Here is a 20,953-nt window from a genome sequence, read left to right on the forward strand (position 1 = left end):
GCCATGTTCCAGCTCAGCGACGCCACCGCCCTCACCGACGACCTGCGCACCCTGCGCCGCGCCCTGCACGCCGAGCCCGAGCTCGGTCTGCACCTGCCGGACACGCAGCGGACCGTGATCGACGCACTCGACGGCCTCCCCCTGGAGATCACCACCGGCACGGCCCTCAGCTCCGTCACCGCGGTGCTGCGCGGCGGACGCCCCGGCGAGCGGTCCGGGCCCGCGGTCCTGCTCCGCGCCGACATGGACGCACTGCCCGTCCAGGAGGCCACCGGACTGCCGTACACCTCCCGGCGCGACGGCGTCATGCACGCCTGCGGGCACGACCTGCACGTCGCCGCCCTCGTCGGCGCGGCCCGGCTGCTCGCCGGCCGGCGGGAGGAACTGGCGGGCGACGTGGTGTTCATGTTCCAGCCGGGGGAGGAGGGCCACGGCGGCGCCCGCCTGATGCTGGACGAGGGCGTCCTCGACGCCGCGGGCGAGCGCGTCGTCGCCGCCTACGGGCTGCACGTCCTCGCCAACACACTGCCCGCCGGACTGGTCGCCACCCGGCCCGGCACGATCCTCGCCGCGTCCGACGGCTTCGACGTCACCGTCACCGGACGCGGCGGCCACGGCTCCGCCCCGCACACCGCGAAGGACCCCGTCACCGTCGTCTGCGAGATGGTCCTCGCCCTCCAGACGATGGTGACCCGCACTGTCGACGTCTTCGACCCGGCGGTCGTCACCGTCGGCGCGATCCACGCCGGCGACGCCCGCAACGTCATCCCGCAGACCGCGACGTTCAGCGCCACCGTGCGCACCCTGTCCGAACCCGTCCGCGCGCAGGTGCGGGCGTCGGTGCTGCGCACGCTCGGGGGCATCGCCGACGCGCACGGCGTCGAGGTCGCCGTCGACTACGAGGACGGCTACCCGGTGACCGTCAACGACCCCGCCGAGACCGCGTTCGCGACCGGCGTCGCCGACGGACTGCTCGGCGCGGGGCGCACCTTCGTGGCGCCGCGGCCGATCTCCGGCTCGGAGGACTTCTCCTTCGTCCTCCAGGAGGTGCCCGGCGCGTTCCTCGGCGTCGGCGCCTGCCCCGCCGACCGCGATCCGGCCGCCGCCCCGATGAACCACTCGCCCGAGGCCGCCTACGACGACGGCGTCCTGCCCACGGCCGCCGCCCTGCTCGCCGACCTCGCCGCCCGCCGCCTCGCCCGCGCGGCGAACGACCGTACCGGAGAAGGCGGTTCGGCCGAGGACGGCTCGGACGACGACGGCGCGCGCGACCGCCGGTCCGGGACGGTCGCGCCGTGACCGGCACCGCCACGGAGCGGACCGCCGCGCCCGGCGGCACGTCCGTGACCGCCGTCGTCGGCCTCCTCGTCCTGTTCGAGGTGATGAGCGGCTTCACGCAGATGGGCATCACCCCGCTGCTCCCCGACATCGGCACCGCCTACCACCTCGGTGACTCCGGCGTGAACTGGGTGCAGTCGGTCCAGCTCCTCGCGGCCACCGTCTGCGTACCGATCTTCGGACGGCTCGGCGACCTGCACGGGCACCGGCGGATGCTGCGGGTGGCACTCGTGTGCGTCGCCCTCGGCTCGTACCTGGTCGCGGTCGCCCCGGACGCCGCCCTGCTGTGGGCCGGACGCGCGCTCCAGGGGCCGCTCGTCGCCCTGCTCCCACTGGAGATCGCGCTGGTCCGCAGCCGGCTGTCGGTGCCCGACGCCCGCCGCGCCATCGCCCGGCTGGTCGGCGCCCTCACCGTCGGCGGACTGCTCGGCGCCGCGCTGATGGGGGCCGCCGCCGGTGCGCTCGGCGTCCGGGGCGCGCTGCTGGTCCCGGCGGTGCTCGCCACGGTGTGCGTGCCGCTGTCCTTCGTCGCGGTGCCCGAGTCCCGGTGCGCCGGCCGCGGCGAAACCCCGGTGGACTGGCCGGGGTTCACGCTGCTGGCGCTCGGCGCGACCGCGCTGCTCCTGGGCGTCTCCGCGGTGCAGGAGGGTTCCGGGGCCGGGGCGGCGGTGGTGCTCGCCCTCGTGGCGGGCGTCGCCCTGCTTGCCTGGTGGGTGCGCGTCGAGCTGCGCACCCGTCAACCCCTGGTCGACGTACGGGATCTGACGACCCGTCGCACCGGACCCTTCTACCTCGCGGCGGGCTTCTTCGGCGTCGTGTACTTCGCGAGCCAGGCGCCCGACACCACGTTCCTGGCCGCCGACCCCGACCGCACCGGATACGGCTTCGGCCTCTCCTCGTCGAGCATCTCGCTCGTCCTGCTGCCGGCCATCCTCGCCGCGATCGCGGGCTCCGCCGTCACCGTCGCGCTGTCCCGGCGGATCGGCTACCGGCGCCTGCTGGCCTGGGCGTTCGCACTGGTCGGCGCGAGCTTCGTGTTGGAGGCGGGGTGGCACACCGCGCTGTGGCAGGTCGTGGCGGCCAAGCTCGTCGCCGGTCTCGGCCTGGGCGTCGCCCTGAGCGCGATGCCCACGGTCGTCGTGGAGTCCGCCGAGCAGTCCCGCAGCGGGGTGGCGACGGCGCTGTACAACAACGTGAAGTCGTTCGGCGGTTCGCTCGCGGGCGGGGTGATCGCGGCCCTGACGGCCGCCCTCACCCGGCACTCGGGCCCCGGACACGGCAAGCCGGGCGAAGGGGCCTACGTACTGGTGTGGCTGCTCTGCGCGGGATGCGCGCTCGCCGGGGCGGCCGCCTCGCTGCTGGCGCGCCGGCCCCAGGACGCGGAGGGTTCCGCCCCGGGGGCATGACGGACCGTGCCGTTCCGTCGCACCCTCATTTTCCTTGCGCCCAAAGGGAATTGAGGGTGTCTTCACAAACCGTTGGGATCCCGTGCGTTTGTCTTCGGGTTCTCTGCGCATTCGGTAGAGGAACGCACTTACGACGGATCGTGGAGGACACGTGAGCATCATCGCCTGGATTCTGATCGGCCTGCTGGCAGGCGCCATCGCCAAGCTGCTCCTTCCGGGCAAGGACCCGGGCGGCATCATCATCACCATGGTGATCGGTGTCCTGGGCGGCCTGCTCGGCGGCTGGCTGGGCAAGGTCATCTTCGGTGTCGACTCGATCGACGGCTTCTTCGACCTGTCGACCTGGATCGCGGCCATCGTCGGCTCGCTGATCCTCCTCGTGCTGTACCGCGTTTTCACGGGCAACCGTCGCTCGCACCGTCACGCCTGACGTGCACGGGCGACAACGGGCCCGGCAACGGGCCCGTCCCGCCCCTGAGTCGTCCTCCGGCGCGCGCCGCCCGGAACCAGTTGATTCTGGTTCCGGGCGGGGCACGCCGGAGTTTTTTTTCGTGCCCGATCATTCCGGTGTGCCGAGATATTCGGGCGGGCGGGCCCGGCGAATTCGCAAACGCCCGTGCCTGCACTTCCGTTGCCCGACTGCCCACGCATTTCAAGGCGTGGCGGGAGAACCGCTCGAAGGCACACACGCGAATGGCCGGTGGACATGACGTCCACCGGCTCGATCCGCTTACGGGCTGCGACGGTTCAGGCGGCCGGGGTGACCTCGGCGGGCTCCGCCACCGCGGGCACCGCGACCGCGGTCCGGCGACCGCCGGGTATCAGGCGCAGGTGGGGCCGGCGGGGGCCGTACCGTCGGGGTGTTTCCACGGGGTGGAGCATGCGGTCCTCGATGCGGTCCATGACCAGCAGCATGAGCACCAGGAACGGCAGCAGTGAAACGGCGACTACGACAACCACGGCATCCCCTCGACCGAGCGACAGGGAAGCGGATGCTCGCGACCGCGCGGTTGATGGCCCCGGTGCCGGTGAAGAATCGGTGACGATCCGCGGTCCGTGGGGCGTCGGGCCGCCCGCGCCGGGGACTACCGCGTCGCCCGCAGCAGCGTCCGGCCCGCGCGGACCCCGGTGACCACCCCGTCCTCCAGCGCCTGTTCGCCCGCGAGGAAGACGTGCCGCACGCCGGTCGCGTACCGCCACGGATCGTCGTAGGTCGCGTTGTCGGTGACGGTCGCCGGGTCGAACACGACCAGGTCGGCGACCGACCCCACGGTCACCGTGCCCCGGCCCGGCAGCGGCAGCCGGGACGCCGGGAGCGAGGTCATGCGGCGCACCGCGTCGGCGAGTCCCAGCACGCCGCGCTCGCGCGCGTAGCGGCCGAGCACGCGGGCGAAGGTGCCGAGGTTGCGCGGGTGCGGGTGGCCCTCGCCGGGGGCGGTCAGCACCCAGCCGTCGCTGGCCACGGCGGTGTCCGGGTACCGCAGCACCGCGTCCACGTCGGCGTCCGCCATCGCGTGGTTGACGATCATCACCTCGCCCCCGTGGGCCTCCAGGACCCGCAGCACCGCCTCGGCCGGCTCGACGTCCTCGTCCCGCGCGATGTCCGCGACGCTCTGCCCGACCCGGTCGCTGTACGCGCCGGCCGGCACCTGGGAGACGATCACGCCCTCGGGCAGGAACGTGCGGCCCACCGCGTCGCGCAGGTCGGCCAGCACCCTCCCGCGCGTCTCCGGGTCGGCGAGCCGCTTCAGCAGCCCCGCCGTGCCGCCGTCCATCGCCCAGTCCGGCAGCCGCGAGGTGAGCCGGGTGGAGGAGGCCGTGTACGGATACACGTCGCAGGCCACGTCCATCCCCTCGCGCACGGCGGCGGCGACGCGTTCCAGGGCGGGCAGCACCTTGCCGTGGTTGGCGGGCCCCAGCGCCTTCAGGTGCGACACCTGCACGCGGACCCCGGAGGCGCGCCCGACGGCCAGCGTCTCGTCCAGGGCGTCGAGGACGTGGTCGCCCTCGTCGCGCATGTGCGTCGCGTACAGCAGGCCGTGCGCGGCCGCCTCGGTGGCCAGCGCGACGACCTCCGCGGTGTCGGCGAAGGAACCGGGCGCGTAGATCAGCCCGGTGGACAGACCGAACACCCCCTGGCCGGCGGCCTCGGCCAACAGCCCCCGCATCCGGGCGAGTTCGTCCTCGGTGGCCGCGCGGCGCCCGTCGCCGAGCACGGCGGAGCGCAGGGCGCCGTGCCCGACCATGGGCGCGATGTTCACGCCCGGCCGTGCCGCGTCCACCGCCGCCGCGAAGCCGGAGAGGGCGGTCCACGGACCCGTGGTCCCCGGTCCCGCGTCGCGCGCGGGGAACGGCGACATGCCGCAGTTGCCGGTGACCAGCGTGGTGACGCCCTGCCGCAGGCACGCCTCGGCACCGGCCTCGCCGAGCACCGTGAAGTCCGCGTGCGAGTGCAGGTCGACGAAGCCGGGCGCGACCGCGAGACCGGCGGCGTCCACGGTCCGCCGCGCGGCGGCGGCCACCGTCCGGGGCACCGTGCCGACGTGCACGATCCGCCCGGCGCGCACGCCGACGTCCGTCGTGACGGCGGGACTCCCGGTGCCGTCATGCACGGCTCCGCCGGTGATCAGCAGGTCGAGGGGCGGGGCGTCGCAGTCGTGCACGGGTGCTCCTGGTGCTTGTCGCTCGTTCAGGGGGTGGCGGACGGGAGTGGATCTTCTCGTTCAGATTCTCAGGGGTGCCCCGGCCCGGCGACTTCTGGGGACGGCCCGCGGGACGGAACCCCGGCCGGTGCCCCGGGCTCCCGGCCGGCCGGGTCCGCCGCGAACGACGTGAGCAGCGCGTCCGCCTGGGCCAGTCCGCTCTCGCGGGAGATCTCCGCCACGGTCTGCGCCGGCCGCACGGTGGCGAACCGGACCCTCCCGCCGGCCTCGGCGCACCCGTACCCGTGGACCGCCGGCCGGGGCAGGCTGTTGTAGGCCCAGGGCGTGGAGAAGTAGTAGGCGCCGGTGTCGTGCAGGACGACGACGTCGCCCTCCGCCAGCTCGGGCAGTTCGCGGTCGTGCGCCACGACGTCGCCCGCGAAGCAGCAGGGCCCGGCGACGTCCTGCCGCAGCGGCGGTGTCCGCTTCGGGGTGCCGTCGGGACCGTACGCGCAGACGCGCAGCGGCCAGGCGTCGGGCATGAACACGGTCCTGGTCGCCGTCTGGGCGCCCGCGTGCGTGATCGCGACACGGCGTCCGCCGGCGTCCTTGGTGTACTCGACCACCGCCGCGACGAATCCGTTCTTCGCGAGCAGGGACCGGCCGAACTCGGTGACGATCCCGTACCGCCCGTCCAGCAGCGCCGGTTCGACGGCGGTGAGGGTCGCCGCGTACTCCGCGAAGGTGGGGGTCACGCGGTCGTCGGCGAAGTTCACGGGCAGGCCGCCCCCCAGGTCGAGGCTGGTGACCTGACGGCGCCCCACCCGCGCGTTGATCTCCTCGGCCAGCCGGTGGGTGACCGCGAGGCCCTCGGCGATCAGCGGGAGCGGACAGCCCTGCGAGCCCACGTGCGCGTGCAGCCGGGTCAGCCACGGCCTGCGCGCGAAGGCCTCCACGACACGTTCGCGCGCGCCCGGGTCCCGCAGCGCCACCCCGAACTTGGAGTGGGCGGTCGCCGTGCTCATCGCGCCGATGGAGCCGCCGCCGACCTGCGGGTTGACCCGAAGACCCAGCACGGACGCACTGTCCGGGGCCCGGAGGGCGTCGACGCGGTCCAGCTCGTCGAGGTTGTCGGCGTTGAGCGCGACGCCCAGGCGCAGCGCCTCGCCGATCTCGTCCCGCGTCTTCGCCGGCGAGTCCAGGACGATGCGCCCCGGGGCGAACCCGGCGTCCAGGGCGAGCCGCAGCTCGCCGGGGCCGGCCACCTCGCAGCCCATGCCCTCGGCCGCGAGCAGCCGCAGGACGGGGACGAGCGAACAGGCCTTCGCGGCGAAGGTGTGCAGGACGTCGGGGACACCGCCGAACGCCGCGTGCAGCGCGCTCACGGAGTCCCGCACGCCCCGCACGTCGACGAAACCGGCCACCGGGCTGCCCGGACCCACCAGCCCGTCGGCGACCGCCTGCCGTACGGCACGGGCCACGGGAACGGCGGGCCCGTGCGGCGGGGGCGGGGTGTTCTCGTCCGGCGCGGAGATCACGTCCTGGCTCCTCGGGGGTGCGGGGCTGGGGGAGGGGCGCGTCCTCCCGGGCCGGGGCACCGGAGGCCGCGCTTCCAGGGTCCCCCACCTGGCTCGCCGTGTCTTTGGCGACCGCCACAGGAACCGCCCGGAACCTTGTGCGCCGCGACGAAACACCCCGCCGCGCCGCAGGCCGCCGGGGCCCGCCCCCGCGGTCACGTGTCGTCCCGCACCGCCGTCAGCCGTACCGCCAGGGTGAGCAGCAGGCGGGTGTCCGGGTCGTCCAGGTCCACGCCGTGGCGTTCCCGTACCCGCCCCAGCCGGTAGCGCACGGTGTTGGGGTGCAGGACGAGCCGGTCGGCGGCCCGCTGGACGTCGCCGCCCGTGTCCAGGTAGGCCGCGAGGGTCCGCACGAGTCCGCCGCCCGCGGCCAGGTCGGCGCGGACCATCTCGTGCACCGGGCCCGCGCCCGCGTCCCAGAGGGGCCGTGCCGCGTCCAGGACGCGCAGCACGTCCAGCGCGGGGCCCACCCCGGCCGTGTCGGCGAAGCGGGGCGGCCGGGAGCGGCCCGCCGCCCCGGCCCGCCTCTCGCGGTCCCGCAGGACCCGCACGACCAGCGCGGCACGCGCGTACGACGCGTCGGCCTCGGCGGGCGAGGCGACGACGGGCCCCGCGCCCAGCCACACCGGGACGGCGTCCGGGAGCGAGGCCGTGAACGCGTCGAGGTCGCGGGCCAGGGCGAGGACGGCCGCCGCCGGGCCGGGGCCCCGGGCGTCCGGGGTGACCAGCAGCGCCGCCCCGTCGCCCTCGCGCAGCACGCCGGTGACGGAGGGGTGCGCGGCGGCCTGGAGCGACAGCACGTCCAGGGTGCGGTCACCGTCGTGCTCCGGGCGGGCCCGCCGTGCGACCAGGACCGCGCAGGGCGTGTCCGCGGACAGACCGAGGGACCACGCGTGGGTGCGCCGGTCGCCGACGCCGTGCAGCAGTCCGCGCAGGGCGTGCTCCCGCCGCCGCGCGGTGCCGCTCTCGCGCAGCCGCTGCGCGACGAGCAGGGGCGCCGCGAGCACGGCGGCGGCCCGCAGGTGGCGTGCGGCGTCGGGGGCCGGGGGCCGCCCGTCCGCGGCGGCCCAGATGGACCCGAGGACCTCGGCGCCGACGCGTACGGCGACGGCCAGGCGTTCCGGGTTCGCTCCGTCGGCGGGGCGGTGGACGACCTCCTCCGACGTCCACAGCGCACGCAGGATGCCGCTGCGGCGCAGTTCGGCGACGCGGTGCGGCGGGACCCGGCCGCCGAGGATGGTGGAACGCCGCAGCGGGTCGGCGTCCGGACCGGTCGCCGAGTGGGCGAGGACCCGCAGTTCGGTGTCCTCGACGGTGATGGAGCCGCGCACCAGGGCAGCGGTCCGGGCCGCGAGAGCGGCCAGCGAGGGGATCGCCCCGGCGCCGGACACGGGGTCGCCGCCGGCCCGGCCGGCCGCCGGGTCCACCGCCGCGTGCGGGTACGCGACGGCCGAGCGCAGCAGCGCCGCGGTGCCCGCCCAGTCGGCGCCCTCCGCGCGGACCAGCAGGGCGAGGCCCGACTGCTCGGCCGCCGCGGCGAGTTGGGGCCGAACGGCACCCCTCGCGTCCGTCGCGTCGCCCAGGACGACGGCACAGGCGCCGAGCCGGGCCGCGCGTCGCAGCGTCGCGGCGGTCGAGGGGGCGCCCACGGCGAGCAACAGGGTGCCGTCCTGGCCGGGGCGGAGATCGTCGGTGCCGACGGCGACACGGCGGACGGCGGGATCGTGGTCGGCGGGCGCGCACAACAGGCGCAGGGCGTCCCCGTCGTCGAAGGCGAGCAGGGCGCGCAGGGTGGCGGACGGGACGGGTGCCCGCTGCGGCGGGTCGGCGCGGGCCGCCCGGTCCGGCTCTCGCCGTGCGTCGGTCACGTCGTCCTCCTGCGGCGTCGTGCGGGCGTGCCCGAGGTCACCGACCGTACCGGGAGGCCGAGTCGGCGCGGCCGGTCCCCGCCGCGACGGCGGCGGGGACCGGCCGGAGGGCGGGCGCGTTCTCCCGCACCCGCCCGAACGACCCTCGCGGGACTGCTACTTGAGGGCCTGCGCGAACAGCGGGACCACGTGCTGGATCGCGTAGCCCACCGAGAGCACCGAGTTGGTGGCGAAGGCCTGGCTGATGTTCTGGTCGTCGAAGACGACCGAGTGGCCCTTCTTCACTGCCGGGACGTCCTTGTAGAGCGGGTCCGACGAGATCTTGGACGCGGAGATGCCGATCGGGGCCATCACCACCAGGTCGGCGTCGAGCATCTGCAGGTTCTCCTCCGACACGGGGACGAAGAAGGAGGAGCCGGCCTTGGCGTCGACCTGGGGGTTGTTCTTGAAGCCGAGCGACTGGGCGAAGTTGACCCGGTCGTCGCCCTTGACGTAGGCGCCGTAGCCGCTGGAGGTGCGCGAGCCGATGGTGATGGTCCGGTTCTTGAACTCGGGGTGGGCCGCGGCCGCCGCCGTGAATTTCTTCTGGGTGTCGCTGATCAACTGCTTGCCCTTGTCGGCCAGTCCGAGGGCCTGGGAGACCATCGTGGTCTGCTTCTGCCACGAGATCTTGTACTGGTCGCCGCCCTGGGGCACGTCGACCGTCGGCGCGATCTTGCTGAGGGTGTCGTAACGGGTCTTGTCACCACTGGACTTGGTGTCGAGGATCAGGTCCGGCTTCAGCGCGGCGATCTTCTCGTACTCCGGCTCCAGGGTGCCGATCTTCTCGGGGCTCTTGGTGTACAGGCCCTTGGCCCACGGGCCGACGCCGTCGCCGCCGAACGCCAGCCAGTCGCTCGCGCCGACCGGCTGCACCCCGAGGGCGAGGGCGGTCTCGGCGTCGCCCCAGCCGAGCGCGACCACCCGCTTGGGCTGCGACTTGATCGTCACGTCGCCGAACTTGGTGGCGACCTTCACGGGGAACGCGCCCGACGAGGCCGTCGACGTGGTGGACGACGACGAGGAGTCGTCCGAGGACGAGCCGCAGGCGGCGAGGGCGCCGAGGAGCACGACGGCCAGAGCGCCGGTCCCGGCGCGCCACAACCGGCGCAGCGGACGGGCGGGGGAGTGCGGAGACATGGTGGTTCCTTCTGTGCGGTGCGATGCGGTGCGAGCGATGGGATGCGGTCGAGCGCGGTGCGGTCCCGCGGACGGGCGCCGGACGGCCGTCAGACGGCGGGCCGGCCCGTCGGCGGGACCGGTTCGGCGCCTGACGGCGTGACGTGGTGGCGGCCCAGCGGGACGACCATGGGAGTGCCCGACGCCGGGTCCGGGATCACCGTCGAGCGGAGCCCGAAGACCTCGTGGACGAGGGACTGCGTGACGACGTCGGAGGGCGCGCCCTCGGTGACGATCCGGCCGCCCTTCATCGCGATCAGGTGGTCGGCGTACCGGCAGGCGAGGTTCAGGTCGTGCAGGACGACGGCCAGGGTGACGCCGCGTTCGCGGTTGAGGTCGGTCAGCAGGTCGAGGACGTCCAGCTGGTGGCTGATGTCCAGATAGGTGGTCGGTTCGTCGAGGAGCAGGATGTCCGTCTCCTGGGCCAGCGCCATCGCGATCCACACGCGCTGGCGCTGGCCGCCGGAGAGCTCGTCGACCGAACGGTCGGCGAGGTCCAGCACGTCGGTCGCGAGCAGGGCCGCGGCCACCGCCTCGTCGTCGCCGGAGGTCCAGCGCCTGAACCAGCCCTGGTGCGGGTAGCGGCCGCGGCCGACGAGGTCGGCGACGGTGATCGCCTCCGGTGCCACCGGTGTCTGCGGCAGCACGCCGAGGGACGCGGCCACCTGCTTGGTCGGCGTCCGGTGGATGTCCCGGCCGTCGAGCAGCACGGTGCCCGCCGTCGGGGACAGCAGCCGGGCCATCGCCCGCAGCAGGGTGGACTTGCCGCAGGCGTTGGGGCCCACGACGACGGTGATGCGGCCCGGCGGCAGGTCGACGTCGAGACCGGAGATGATCTCGCGCTCCCCGTAGCCGAGGCTGACCTCCCGGGCCTGGAGGGTGTGCTGGGACGTCACCGTCGGCTCCTCGGTCGGTGGTGCACGGATGGTTGGCGGGCGCGGTCGCGGGCCCGGTGGACGGCGCGGGCACGGTGACCGGCGGTGCCGTCGGTCGCGGCGGGCGCGCCGCGGGTGGGCGCGGTCGGCTGCCGGCGCACGGCGCTCACCCGCCCTGTCCGACGCGGTTGGCGCGGGCCAGCAGCCACAGCAGGTAGGGCGCGCCGATGATGCTGGTGAGCACGCCCACCGGGAGCTGTGTGTCCGGCAGCAGGTGTTGGCCCGCCAGGTCGGCGAGACAGACCAGCGCGGCCCCGACGAGTGCCGACGGGACGACGGCCGCGCCCTGCCCCGGCAGCAGCCGCCGGGCGATCGGCGGGCAGACGAACGCGACGAAGCCGACCGGTCCGGCCGCCGCCGTCGCCACGCCGGCCAGGCCGGTGGCGCAGGCGAGCAGCGCGAGCCGGCCGCGTTCCGTGCGGGCGCCGAGTCCGGTGGCCGTGTCGTCGCCGAGCTGGAGGGCGGGCAGGTTCCGGGAGGCGGCCAGCGTGAGCGGCACGAGCGGGACCACGGCGATCAGCAGCGGCCAGAACTGCGACCAGGAACGGCCGTTGAGGCTGCCCACCAGCCAGACGAACGCGGTCTGCGCCTCGGTGACGTCCGAGCGGGTCATCAGGTAGGAGACGACACTGGTCAGCCCCGTTCCCACCCCGACGCCCACCAGTACCAGGCGGGCTCCGTCGACGCCCTTGCGCCAGGCCAGCAGGTAGATCGCGGTGCCCGTGACGAGCGCGCCGAGCAGCGCGGTCGCGGACAGCACGAGCCCGCTCGCGGCGAAGGCCATCGACGCCAGCACGGCCGCCGTACTGGCCCCCGAGCTGATGCCGATCACGTCGGGGCTGGCCAGCGGGTTGCGCAGCAGCGACTGGAACACCGCGCCCGCCATGCCGAAGCAGAGGCCGATCAGCATCGCCAGCAGGGCGCGCGGCAGCCGCAGTTCGACGACGACGAAGTGGGTGCCGAGGTCGCCGCCGCCGAACAGCGCCGACAGGACGTCCGGCAGGGGCACCGTGACGTCGCCGGTGACCAGGGCGGTGCACAGCGAGGCGAGCACCAGCAGCGCCAGGACGGAGCACACCGCGGCGTACCGCGCGCGGCCCCGTCCGCGTGCCCGCACGACACGGGCCACGGCGTCCTCGGCGGCCGTCCGCGCCGCCGGTACCGCCGGTGCGACGGTGCCCGGTCCGGCGGCCGGGGCGCGGCGGTTCACAGCTCCACCTGCGCGCGGCGGCGGACGAGCAGGATGAACGGGACGCAGCCGAGCGCGGCGGTGACGACACCGACCTGGACCTCGCCGGGCCGGGCGATCAGCCGGCCGATCACGTCCGCGGCCAGCAGCAGGGTGGGCGCCATCAGGGCGCTGTAGGGCAGGATCCAGCGGTAGTCGGGGCCGGTGATCAGCCGGGCCGCGTGCGGGACCGCGAGTCCGACGAAGCCGATCGGCCCGGCGACCGCCGTCGCGGCGCCGCACAGCAGGACCACGCAGGCCGTGCTGAACACCCGGGTGACGGCGACCCGTTGGCCGAGGCCGCGCGCCACGTCGTCGCCGAGGGCGAGGCCGTTGAGCCGGGCGCCGGACGCGAGGGCGAGGACGGCCCCGATCACCACGAAGGGCAGCGCCTGTTCGACGACATCGATGTCACGGCCGTTCAGCGCGCCGACCTGCCAGAAGCGGAACTGGTCGAAGGTCTGGTCGTCGGTCAGCAGCACCACGTTGGTCAGCGCGCCCAGCACGGCGGTCGCGGCGGCCCCGGCCAGCGCGAGCTTCACCGGGGTGGCACCCTCGCGGCCGAGGCTGCCGACGCCGTAGACGAGGGTGGCCGCGACGCAGGCGCCGAGGAAACCGAACCAGATGTACTGCGACGGCTCGGTGAGGGACAGCACGCTGATCGCGAACACGACGGCGACGGAGGCGCCCGCGTTCACCCCGAGCAGGCCCGGGTCCGCGAGCGGGTTGCGCGTAACGCCCTGCATCAGCGTGCCCGCGAGGCCGAGGGCCACGCCCGCGAGCAGTCCGGCGCAGGTCCGGGGCACCCGGACCTGCTGCACCACCAGTTGCCCGCGGACCGAGCGGTCGGGGTCGAACACCCCGTGGAACACGTCGTGGAGCGCCACGTGTCCCGAGCCGACGGCGAGACTGACCGCCGTCATCAGGACCAGCAGCACGGCCAGCAGGACCAGTCCGGCCGACAGCGCGGGTGCGCCGTGCCGGCGCCGGACCTTCGCGCCGGCGTCCGTCCGCGCCCCGGGTGCGGGCGCCGCGGAGACGCTCACGAGGGTCCGCCGGGACGTCGCGCGCGACGGGGCGGGGCGACGGGAGCGAGGGGCATGAGGTGTTTCCTTGTCGAGGACGCCGTTCCGTACCGTGCGGCACTGCGGAACGGAGCCATCCGGTTCTCTGAGGTTAGGCGAACCTAACATCACGCCGAACGGTTGTGCCAACCAGGCCCGCCGACCCGGCCCCCGGGCCGCCGCCCGCGGCGCGCGCCCCCGCCCGCCGGCCGGGCCCGGGGCGCGTAACACGGCCGCCAAGCCCGCGCACGGATGTGCCGACGCACGCCGGCCCGGCCGCCCGGTTGGGCCGGGGCACAGGACGCCCCTTCCGCACCGGACGCGAACTCCCAGGTGGCAGGCGGGATTCGGGGATTCTGGCGGGCGGACGTACACCTTCCGCCTGGCGTTACGCGCAAGTAACGTCCCAGGGATGACCGGACAGACGACCGTGAGGACGCTCCCGCGGATCCACAGCCGGAACCCCCGCAGCACGACGGCTGACGATCTCCTGGAGCGACGCAGAACAGATTTGCTGGAACGGCTGGCCGCGGCCGGCCCCGCCCACGTGGTGACCGGCGAACCGGGCCTCGGCCGGGGAGCGCTCCTCGACCGGGCGGCCCGCTCCTTCGGGGCGGGCCGCGTGCTCCGCCTGCGGGCCGCGCCGGGCGGACCGAGACCGCCGTACGGAGACCTCCGCACACTCGAACGCGCCGCCGCGGGGTTCCCGGGACGTCCCGCGGCCCCGCCGGGACCGGCGACGCCGGCCCGGACGGTCGCCGCGCTGCGGGCCGCCGCGGACGGCGGACCGCTGCTGGTGTGCCTGGACGACGCCCATCTGTGGGACCCCTCCTCCCGCACGGTCCTGGGGCACGCGGCCGGCCTGCTCGGCGTCGGCGACCGGATCCGGCTGCTGCTCGGCGTCGCCGGACACCGGCCCGTGGACCGGGAGTTCGCCGGACTGCCCGTCGTCGCGGTGCCCCCGCTGTCCCCGCCGGACGCCGCCGCGCTCGTCGACGAGGTCACCGGCCGCACCGCCGAACGCGGCGTGCGCGACGCGCTGGTGGAGGAGTCCGACGGGAACCCCGCGCTGCTGCTGGCCCTCGTCCGCAGGCTCTCGCCCGCCGAACTCGCGGGCGAGCGGCCCCTGCCGTGGCCGCTGGCCGACGCCGAGGTGCTGGCCGGGGTGGCGGGCGACGCGTGGCCCGGCCCGGCCGGCGCCGCCGACGGCCTGCTGCTCGCGGTGGCCGCCGCGGCCCGCGACGCGGAGGACGCCGGTGCCGACGCCGACCTGGTGCTGCGCGCCGCACGGCAGTTGTGCTCCAGCCCCGCCGCGGCCGACCATCAGCGGGTGCCGGACACCCTCCTGCTCGCCGACGGGCGGTTCCGCTTCGTGAGCGGGCTCCTGCGCAGGGCCGTGTACGCCGGGGCCCGCGCCGACCGTCGCCGCGCCGCCCACCGGTCGCTCGCCCGTGCCCTGGAGGCGGACGGCCGGCCCCTGCGCGCACTGCTCCACCGCGCCTGGGCCACCACCGGCCCCGCGCCCCTGCTCGCGTCCCAACTGGCGTGCGCGGCAACGGACACGGAGGTCGCCGCCAGTCACCGGCTGCGCTCGGCCGCGCTGGTGCGCGCCGCCGAACTGACCGCCAACGGGGCGGTACGCGCGGAGCGTTGGACGGCGGCCGCCGAACAGGCGCTGCTCGGCGGCAGTCCGCGCCGGGCCCTGCGGCTGCTCGCCGCGCAGCGGCACGAACCGATGCCGCCCGTGATCCGAGGACGCGGCGAACTGGTGCGGGGACGAGCCGAGTTGAGGGACGGCCCGGTCCGCGACGCGCACGAGTCGCTGCTGCTCGCCGCGTCCTTGCTCGCCGCCGAGTCGCCGGAACGGGCCGAACTCGCCCTCCAGGCGGCGGCCGACGCCGGCTGGGCCGCGGGCGACGCGGCGGCCTGCCTGCGCGCGCTGGAGGCGGGCCGGGCCCGCCCCGCGGAAAGCGGCCCGGCCGCTGCCGCGCTCCCGGCGACCGGCGGGCAGGGGGCCGGCGGGCCCGTGCCCCCCGGCCCGCCGGGAGCCCTGCCCGCGCCCGCCGCCCTTTCCGCGTCCGCGGTACCCGCCGCGTCCGCCGTTCCCCGGCCCCGTTCCGCGAGCGGGCCCGTCCCCGGCGGCGCGGAGCCGTGCCGGGCAGAACCCGCGCAGGGGCGGACCGTCGCGCGGGACTACCGGGACGGCATGAGCGCGGCGCTGGAGGTCCGGTTCGACCGCGCGGGGAGCCTGCTGCGCCGGGTGGTCGACGCCGCGGCGACGAGCCGGAGCCCGGAGGACCTGCTCAGGTCCGCCGCGGCGGCACTGATCCTCGGCGAGGTGGACGCCGCCTGCCGCGCCGGAGCACGCGCCCTGGCGGTGGCCCGCACCCTCGGCTCCGCCGCCCTCGCGCCCCAGGCGCTGGAGTACCTCGCCTACGCCGAACTGCGCGCGGGACGCCACGCCCAGGCCCGCGCCCACGCCGAGGAGGGGCTGCGGATCGCCCAGCGGCACGGGCAGCGCAACCAGCAGGCGCAGCACCACGCGGTGCTCGCGCTCGCCGCGTCCATCGAGGGGGAACCGGAGGTCGTCGCCGAGCACGTGGGCGCCGCGCTGGCGACGGCCCGTCGGCACGGGCTGGCACAGGTCTCCACCCTCGCCCAGTGGGCGGCCGCCCGCGTCGACCTCGGGCGGGGGCACCCCCTGGAGGCGGTCGACCGGCTCGGGCCGCTCGTCGCGCCCGGACCGCGGCGCGGGCACTTCGCGGTGTGGATGCTCGCCGTGCCGTGCTTCGTGGAGGCGAGCGCGCTGGCCGGGCAGCCGGAGGGGGCCCGCGCCGCCGTCGAGGACTTCGCACTGTGGGCAGCCTTCGGCGCGGACCCCCAGGCGCCCGCCCAACTGGCGCGCTGCCGGGCCCTGTTGGCCCCCACCGACCGCGCCGACGACCTGTACGCGCGGGCCCTCGCGCTGCACGACGAGCGCGGCGGGACCTTCGAACGTGCCCGTACCGAGCTGCTGTACGGCAAGTGGCTGCGCCGCCGCCGCAGGCTCCGCGAGGCACGCGCCCGCCTCGGCGCCGCCCTGGTCGGCTTCGAGGACTGCGGTGCCGGGGTGTGGGCCGGACAGGCCCGGGAGGAACTGCGCGCCAACGGTGCCGCACCCGGCGCCACCCGCCCCGCGGACACCTCCGGCCTGGCCGGACTCACCCCGCAGCAGTGGCGGGTGGCACGGCTCGTCGCGGAGGGGGCCACCAACCGGGAAGTGGCCCGCGCGCTGTCGGTCAGCGCCCGGACCGTCGACTACCACCTGCGCAACGTCTTCGCCGCACTCGGCGTCCGCTCCCGGGTCGAACTGGCCCGGCTCGTCGAACAGGCCGAAAAGGCCGGTGCACAGACCTACTGACCGACCGGACGGTATGTCATCCTGCGGGGCAGGACGAGTCAGGTGGCAGCCGCCGCACGGGTCAACGGAACCGGCCGGGAACCCGCGGCGGTCCGCCACGGGCACACCCGCCCGGAGAGCCGACCTTGGGGGAGGCCGTGATGCACCGAGCCGTACGGTCACGAACAGCGATCCGCTCCGGACCCGCGATCGTTCCGCATCCGCGGACACCGCGCGTCCGGTCGCTGATCGACGCCGACGCCCTGCGTGTCCTGCACCGGGCGGCGCGCGCCATGATGGAAGAACTGCCCGACCTCACCGACCGGCTGGTGGCCGTCCTCCAGGACCAGGAACCCGCCTACCAGGACGCCCTGGCCCGCGACCCCGCCGGGATCTGGCAGGAGGTGCACCGCTCGCTGCGGCACAGCGTGTCCTCCCTGCTCGACCCGCGCGGGGTCCGGGACGCGGCCCGCCGCTGCTCCTGGACGATCGGCGCGGCCCGCGCCGAACAGGGCCTCCCGCTCGACGCGGTGCTGCACGCCTTCCGCCTCGGCGGGGCACTGGTGTGGCAGGGCCTGGTCGAGGAGACCTCCCGGACGGCCCCCGAGGACGTCCGGCTGCTGGTGCACGTGGCGGCCGACGTGTGGAACTTCGTCGACGAGCACTGCGGCGTGGTCACCGAGGCCTACCGGCAGGTCGAACGCCAGCTCACCTGGCGGCGGGAGAACCGGGTACGGCTGCTGACCGGCGCGCTGCTCGACGGCACCAGCCGGATCTCCGACCTGCCCGAGGCGTCCGAGGCGCTCGGCCTCCCCGAGCAGGGCAGGTACGCCGTCGTCGCCGTGGCCGGCGCCCAGCCGTCCTCCGGCGCCGCCGCCCGCGCCGCCGCGGTGCCGCCCGGACTGCGCGCCCACTGGCACACCGGGGCCGACGCGGACTACGGGATCGTCCTGGTCGGCGACGGCGACGCCGTCCTGTCCCGGACGAATCCCGGCCCCGCCGGCACCCGGATCGGCGTCGGCAGCGTGGTCGAGGGCCTGGCCGCCGTCGGCGACGCACGGCGGCTGGCCGACACGGCGCTCAGCATCTGCCCGCCGGACGGCGGCGTGGTGCGGCTCGCCGAGCACCTGCCCGCGGCCCTCGTCGTCTCCAGCCCCGGCCTGGGCCGCACCCTGGCCCACCGGGTGCTCGGCCCGCTGCTGAGGCTCGAACCGGCTGACAGGGACGTGCTGTTGGACACCCTGGTGGCCTGGCTCGCCTGCGACGGCTCCGCCCAGCGGGCCGGCGAGCGGCTCTACTGTCATCGCAACACGGTCCTCAACCGGCTGCGCCGCTGCGAACAGCTCACCGGACGGTCCCTGGCGCGGCCGGGCGACGTCGTCGAGATCGACCTGGCGCTCACGGCCCACCGGCTGCTGGCGGACTGACCCGGCGCGACGCCGGAGAGGCGGCCGCAGCGGGCGGCGACTCCGTTGCCCGCGACGGCCGGCCGGGCGGCCGGCCCTCCGTGCCGGCTCCTCCACTGTGCCGTGCCCCGGCCCGTTCGCCCCCTGCCCGTCGCGGACCCTGGGCGCCCGCACAAGGGGGAGCGCTCCGGGTTGGGACGGCGCAGCGTGCGGCCCGGTCGGCCTGTACCCGCCGTCGCCACGCGTGTTGTCGTGAGCTCCCCTTCGGAGCCGCGAACGCGAGGGGCGCCCTGCGGTCGAGGACCGGCGCCCCCGGCCTCGCGGCTCCCAGCCCACAGTCCCGTGCCCCAGGCGGCACGGGCCGCGAGGAGCCGCGATGCCCGAAGCACCACCGGACGACCGTGCGGCCCTGCACGTCGAGAACCTCGACGTGCAGTACGGCCGCGCCCAGTCCGCCCTGCGATCCGTCTCCCTGAGCGTCCCGCCCGACGGGGTCGTCGCCCTGCTCGGGGCCAACGGGGCCGGGAAGTCCACCCTGTTGCGCGCGGTGTCGGGCACCCTGCGGCTGCACCGCGGCGCGATCACCTCCGGCACGGTCAGCTACGGGCACACGCGCCTCGACGGACGGGACCCGGTCGCTGCCGTCCGCGCGGGTGTCGTCCAAGTGCCCGAGGGCAGGCGGGTGTTCGCCGGGCTGAGCGTCGACGAGAACCTGCGGGCGGGCGGCCTCGGCCTCGCCCGGCGCAGTCCCGCCGTCGTACGTGCCTCGCGCGACCGGGTGCTCACCCTCTTCCCCCGGCTCGCGGAGCGGTCCGGCCAGGCGGCCGGTCTGCTGTCCGGCGGGGAGCAGCAGATGCTGGCCATCGGTCGCGCGCTGATGGCGGCCCCCCGGCTGCTGCTCCTCGACGAGCCGTCGCTCGGCCTCGCGCCCCAGATGGTCTACCGCATCGCCGAGGTGATCCGCGAGATCAACTCCCAGGGCACGGCGGTCCTGCTGGTCGAGCAGAACGCCGGCATGGCCCTGTCCCTCGCCGACCACGCCCACGTCCTGGAGACGGGCGAACTCAAACTGTCCGGGCCCGCCGACGAGTTGGCCCGCACCGACGCGGTGCGCCGCCTCTACCTCGGCGAAGAGGCCGCCCCCGAGGGGCAGTCGGCGACGGGACGGGGGGCCGCGTGAGCAGCACCCGGCCCGACGCCGCGGCCGTCCCGCCCCCCGTGCTCGCCGTGCGCGAGGTCACCGTGCGGTTCGCCGGCCTCACCGCCCTCGACGCCGTCTCCTTCACCGTCGCCCCCGGTTCCGTGCACGCCGTCATCGGGCCGAACGGGGCGGGCAAGTCCACCTGCTTCAACGTCCTTTCGGGGCTGTGCCGCCCCGCCTCGGGCAGCGTCCGGCTCGGTGACGACGACCTGACGCGGCTCGCCCCGCACCGCATCGCCGCGCTCGGCGTCGCCCGCACCTTCCAGAACATCGTCACCACCGAGGGGACCGTCGCCGACAACCTGATGCTCGGCCGGCACGTGCTGACCCGCGCCGGGTTCGCGGCGAGCGCGCTGCGTCTGCCGGGAGCGGTCCGCGAACAGCGCGAACACCTCGCCCGGGTGCGGGAGATCGCCGAACTCACCGGCCTGGCCGAGCACTTCGACGCACCGGTCACCTCCCTGTCGTACGGCGACCGCAAGCGCGTCGAGTTCGCGCGCGCCCTGTGCCTGGAGCCGCGCGTGCTGCTCCTCGACGAGCCCGTGGCCGGCATGAACGCCTCCGAACGCGCCCGTACCGCCGAGGTGGTCCGCGACGTACGGGACCGGCTCGGCCTGTCGGTCGTCCTCGTCGAGCACGACATGGGGCTGGTCATGCGGCTCGCCGACGAGGTCACCGTCCTCGACTTCGGCCGCCGCATCGCCCGCGGCACCCCCGACGAGGTCCGCCGGGACCCGGAGGTGCTGCGCGCCTACCTCGGCACCGAACTGTCCGGAAAGGACGTGGCATGACCACCCTGCTGGAGAACGTCCTGGGCGGGCTCGCCCTCGGCTCGGTCTACGCCCTGGTGGCGCTCGGTTTCGTCATCGTCTTCAAGGCGTCGGGCGTCATCAACTTCGCCCACGGCTCGCTGCTCCTGCTGGGCGGCTACCTCACCGCCGTCCTGCACGAACACCTGGGCTTCGCGGGCGCGTTGGCGGTCGCCCTCGCGGCCACCGCCCTCGCGGCGGGTGCGCTCGACCGGCTGCTGACACTGCGCGGCGACCGCGACCCGCAGGCCGCGAACGTGCAGACCATCGTCACCATCGGCGTCGACATCGTCCTGGTCACCGATCTGACCCGGCGCATCGGCGGCGACCTGCTGACCCTCGGCGACCCCTGGGGCGACTCGGTGAGCACCTTCGGTCCGGTGACCGTCGCCGACAGCCGGATCGCCGCCGTCGCCGTGTCCGCCGTGGTGATCGCGGGCGTGTTCGCGCTGTTCCGGTTCACCCGCTGGGGCCTGTCGCTGCGCACCGCCGCCGAGGACCTGGAGGCCGCGGCCCTGATGGGCGTGCGGCTGGGCCGGGTGCGCACGCTGGCCTGGTGCCTGGCCGGGGCGCTCGCCGCGCTCGCCGCCGTCTTCCTCGCGGCGTTCCCCTCGCCGGGCCTGGAGGCCACCACCGGGCAGATCGCCCTGAAGGCCTTCCCCGCGGCCGTCCTCGGCGGCATGGCCTCCCCGACCGGGGCGCTGGCGGGCAGCCTGCTGATCGGGCTGACCGAGGCGCTGGTCGCCGGCTACCAGTCCGAACTCCACGTCCTGGGACAGGGGTTCGCGGACGTCGCGCCGTACGCCGTGATGATCCTCGTCCTGCTGGTGCGGCCCACCGGGCTGTTCGGAGCGAGGGGAGCGGCCCGTGTCTGAACCCGCC

General features: G+C 75.7%; 16 protein-coding genes. 8 read left to right on the plus strand and 8 right to left on the minus strand.

The window, feature by feature from the left end; all coding sequences use genetic code 11:
* Positions 1–3: 3 nt before the first annotated feature.
* The 3 genes from ACFZA0_RS27745 to ACFZA0_RS27755 all read left to right on the plus strand — a co-directional run bounded on the left by ACFZA0_RS27745 (position 4) and on the right by ACFZA0_RS27755 (position 3,174).
* Entirely contained in the window at positions 4–1,299 is a 1,296-nt protein-coding gene (locus tag ACFZA0_RS27745) for an amidohydrolase (RefSeq protein ID WP_391021900.1), read from the plus strand.
* Positions 1,296–2,744 (plus strand): MFS transporter, encoded by a 1,449-nt coding sequence (locus ACFZA0_RS27750; RefSeq protein WP_391021902.1) that lies wholly within the window; start codon positions 1,296–1,298, stop codon positions 2,742–2,744. Before ACFZA0_RS27745 ends, ACFZA0_RS27750 begins: the two co-directional genes overlap by 4 nt.
* A gap of 151 nt (positions 2,745–2,895) precedes the next feature.
* The gene (locus ACFZA0_RS27755) at positions 2,896–3,174 is read left to right on the plus strand and encodes a GlsB/YeaQ/YmgE family stress response membrane protein (protein WP_391021904.1); all 279 of its coding nucleotides are present in this window, start codon (positions 2,896–2,898) and stop codon (positions 3,172–3,174) included.
* A 317-nt stretch (positions 3,175–3,491) separates the two neighbouring features.
* Here ACFZA0_RS27755 and ACFZA0_RS27760 read toward each other — a convergent pair whose 3' ends face one another.
* The 8 genes from ACFZA0_RS27760 to ACFZA0_RS27795 form a co-directional block, all read right to left on the minus strand.
* Positions 3,492–3,704: a hypothetical protein gene (locus ACFZA0_RS27760; RefSeq protein ID WP_391021906.1), complete on the minus strand. Its 213-nt coding sequence runs from the start codon at positions 3,702–3,704 to the stop codon at positions 3,492–3,494.
* A 125-nt stretch (positions 3,705–3,829) separates the two neighbouring features.
* Positions 3,830–5,407: an amidohydrolase family protein gene (locus tag ACFZA0_RS27765; RefSeq protein ID WP_391021908.1), complete on the minus strand. Its 1,578-nt coding sequence runs from the start codon at positions 5,405–5,407 to the stop codon at positions 3,830–3,832.
* Positions 5,408–5,475: 68 nt separating this feature from the next.
* Positions 5,476–6,924, minus strand: a complete 1,449-nt coding sequence (locus ACFZA0_RS27770) for a diaminopimelate decarboxylase (RefSeq protein WP_391021909.1) — start codon at positions 6,922–6,924, stop codon at positions 5,476–5,478.
* A 194-nt stretch (positions 6,925–7,118) separates the two neighbouring features.
* Positions 7,119–8,831: a helix-turn-helix domain-containing protein gene (locus ACFZA0_RS27775; RefSeq protein WP_391021911.1), complete on the minus strand. Its 1,713-nt coding sequence runs from the start codon at positions 8,829–8,831 to the stop codon at positions 7,119–7,121.
* A 156-nt stretch (positions 8,832–8,987) separates the two neighbouring features.
* Positions 8,988–10,010 carry an ABC transporter substrate-binding protein gene (locus ACFZA0_RS27780; protein ID WP_391021913.1) on the minus strand — a complete coding sequence of 341 codons (1,023 nt, stop codon included), beginning with the start codon at positions 10,008–10,010 and terminating at the stop codon, positions 8,988–8,990.
* Positions 10,011–10,099: 89 nt separating this feature from the next.
* Positions 10,100–10,945, minus strand: coding sequence for an ATP-binding cassette domain-containing protein (locus tag ACFZA0_RS27785; protein ID WP_391021915.1), 846 nt, complete (start codon positions 10,943–10,945; stop codon positions 10,100–10,102).
* A 145-nt stretch (positions 10,946–11,090) separates the two neighbouring features.
* Positions 11,091–12,194 carry an iron chelate uptake ABC transporter family permease subunit gene (locus tag ACFZA0_RS27790; protein WP_391021916.1) on the minus strand — a complete coding sequence of 368 codons (1,104 nt, stop codon included), beginning with the start codon at positions 12,192–12,194 and terminating at the stop codon, positions 11,091–11,093.
* Positions 12,191–13,258 (minus strand): iron chelate uptake ABC transporter family permease subunit, encoded by a 1,068-nt coding sequence (locus ACFZA0_RS27795; RefSeq protein ID WP_391021918.1) that lies wholly within the window; start codon positions 13,256–13,258, stop codon positions 12,191–12,193. Before ACFZA0_RS27795 ends, ACFZA0_RS27790 begins: the two co-directional genes overlap by 4 nt.
* 430 nt (positions 13,259–13,688) lie before the next feature.
* On the opposite strand from ACFZA0_RS27795, the gene ACFZA0_RS27800 reads away from it, so the two are divergent.
* From ACFZA0_RS27800 to ACFZA0_RS27820, 5 genes are all read left to right on the plus strand, one after another.
* Complete coding sequence (locus ACFZA0_RS27800) at positions 13,689–16,676, plus strand: LuxR C-terminal-related transcriptional regulator (protein ID WP_391021920.1); 2,988 nt, start codon at positions 13,689–13,691, stop codon at positions 16,674–16,676.
* A gap of 140 nt (positions 16,677–16,816) precedes the next feature.
* On the plus strand, positions 16,817–18,082 hold the full coding sequence (locus ACFZA0_RS27805) for a helix-turn-helix domain-containing protein (RefSeq protein ID WP_391021922.1): 1,266 nt from the start codon (positions 16,817–16,819) through the stop codon (positions 18,080–18,082).
* 355 nt (positions 18,083–18,437) lie between these two features.
* The gene (locus ACFZA0_RS27810; RefSeq protein WP_391021924.1) at positions 18,438–19,241 is read left to right on the plus strand and encodes an ATP-binding cassette domain-containing protein; all 804 of its coding nucleotides are present in this window, start codon (positions 18,438–18,440) and stop codon (positions 19,239–19,241) included.
* Positions 19,238–20,053 (plus strand): ATP-binding cassette domain-containing protein, encoded by an 816-nt coding sequence (locus tag ACFZA0_RS27815; protein ID WP_391021926.1) that lies wholly within the window; start codon positions 19,238–19,240, stop codon positions 20,051–20,053. Before ACFZA0_RS27810 ends, ACFZA0_RS27815 begins: the two co-directional genes overlap by 4 nt.
* Positions 20,050–20,946, plus strand: a complete 897-nt coding sequence (locus tag ACFZA0_RS27820) for a branched-chain amino acid ABC transporter permease (protein WP_391021928.1) — start codon at positions 20,050–20,052, stop codon at positions 20,944–20,946. Before ACFZA0_RS27815 ends, ACFZA0_RS27820 begins: the two co-directional genes overlap by 4 nt.
* The last annotated feature ends 7 nt before the right edge of the window (positions 20,947–20,953 follow it).

It is taken from the genome of Streptomyces sp. NPDC008150, assembly GCF_042956945.1.
GTDB lineage: Bacteria > Actinomycetota > Actinomycetes > Streptomycetales > Streptomycetaceae > Streptomyces.